Source organism: Gordonia sp. HS-NH1 (assembly GCF_001418765.1).
Lineage (GTDB): Bacteria > Actinomycetota > Actinomycetes > Mycobacteriales > Mycobacteriaceae > Gordonia.
The window spans coordinates 1-1,640 of sequence record NZ_LIYC01000099.1; the positions used below are offsets into that span (position 1 = coordinate 1).

2 protein-coding genes are annotated in these 1,640 nt (G+C 65.1%); both read right to left on the reverse strand.

The features are described 5' to 3' along the window. A partial coding sequence (locus AMD30_RS24205; protein WP_020169762.1) for an ATP-binding protein occupies nt 1-457 on the reverse strand: 457 nt, incomplete at its 3' end. A 6-nt stretch (nt 458-463) separates the two neighbouring features. Further along, the coding region (locus AMD30_RS24210; RefSeq protein ID WP_055477362.1) for an IS21 family transposase at nt 464-1,640 on the reverse strand (1,177 nt) is incomplete at its 5' end.

Sequence of the window (1,640 nt, forward strand, 5' to 3'; positions counted from 1 at the left end):
ACGGTTCGGGGGGAACCTCAAGGCGGGTGACCCATCCGGTGGTGGTGTCGAAGAGCACAGGGTAGGCGTTGTGCGCGGCTTTGATCCCGAGCGCGATCGCGAGGTGGGTCTTACCCACTCCAGGTGGTCCGAGAAGGATCACGTTGTCGCTCTTGGCGATCCAGGTGCTGGTGGCCAGATGGGCGATAACATCGCGACGCAATCCTGGAAGGCGGTCGAAGTTGAAGTCCTCGAGTGTCTTGACCGCGGGGAAGCGAGCGCCACTGATCCGCAGCACGGTGCCGTTGGCTTCGCGTTCACTGACCTGGCGGTCAAGGATCGCTGCGAGGTACTCCTCGTGGGTCCAGTTGTCGGTGCGGGCCCGCTCGGCCAACTCGGCCCAGCAGCGGCGGATCGCTGGCATCTTCAACGCCCGCGCCGCGAACTCGATCTGCTTACCTGTGTGATTGTCGGACATGGTATTTCACCTTTCAGTGATAGTGGACGGGGTGGGTGGTTGAGCACCTGACGGGGTAGCAAAGTGCACCCCGAACAGGTCGTCGTAGTCTGGTAGCGCCCGGATCGGTACCTCGTGGCCGTCGGGGTGGGCGCGGATGCGGGCGGCGTTTCGGGCCCGGTTGGCGAGGTCTTGGCGGCGGTAGTCGCGGCGCAGTTCTTTGGCTGCCCGCACGTGCTGAGGGTCGGCGATGGTGACGTGGTTGGCCCAGCTGCGAGCGTGGTCGGCGACGGTGACCTCGCCGCACTGGATGCGCACCTGCTGCAGGTCGGCGGTGATGTCGACGAAGCGACCGATCACCGACGGGTGCACCGAATAGTCATTGCCGGCCACACGTACGTAGTAGTCGCGACCGAGTCGCACCCGGCTACTCAACCCGATATGAGGTGCGGTCGGGGGAAGCCCGGCCATCTGCTCGAGGTCCTCGGCGAGCGCATCACACGGGCGTCGATCACCGATCGCGCGCACCACTCGGGTGTTGGCATGATCGGCCAGCCACCGATCGAACTGGGCGGTGAAATCGTCCGGTGAGGCGAACTGGCGGCCCGGCAGGAACGAGGTCTCGAAGAATCGGTTGTTGCGTTCGACCATGCCCTTGTACTCGGGGTCTCGCGGTGGCGCCAGCTCCAGCCGAGTGCCCAAGGTGCCCACGAATCCTGCGGCCAGCGCGGTGGGTGTGCCCTTGGGGCCGATCGCGGCTTCGCGGTCCCACACCAGCTTGCGGGTCACCGCGCCCAGTTGCGACAGCAGCAGCCACATCCCCGTCAGGATGTCTCCGCCCTGGCGCGACGGGATCATCACCGCCGACCGGTATCGGGAGAACGCCAATGTCATCACCAATACCGGTAACATGGCGAATTGATTGTGGCCCACTGGGATTCGGTAGTCCGGGAACCACAGATCCCACTGCGAACAGCCGCCGGGCTCATAGATCACCCGATCGGCCGGATCTACCCCACGAAACTCCGGGCGAATCACCCGGACCCGGTCTTTGAGGACAGTCAACGATCTCGTCCACCCGATCCGCTCCGCGATCACCGTCGCCGGCATCGTCGGATACTCCCGCAACAACGCCCGGATCTGCGGTTCGAACGCATCGACCACCGAGCCCTTCGCCGGTCGCGAGTACTTCGGCGCGGTGTCT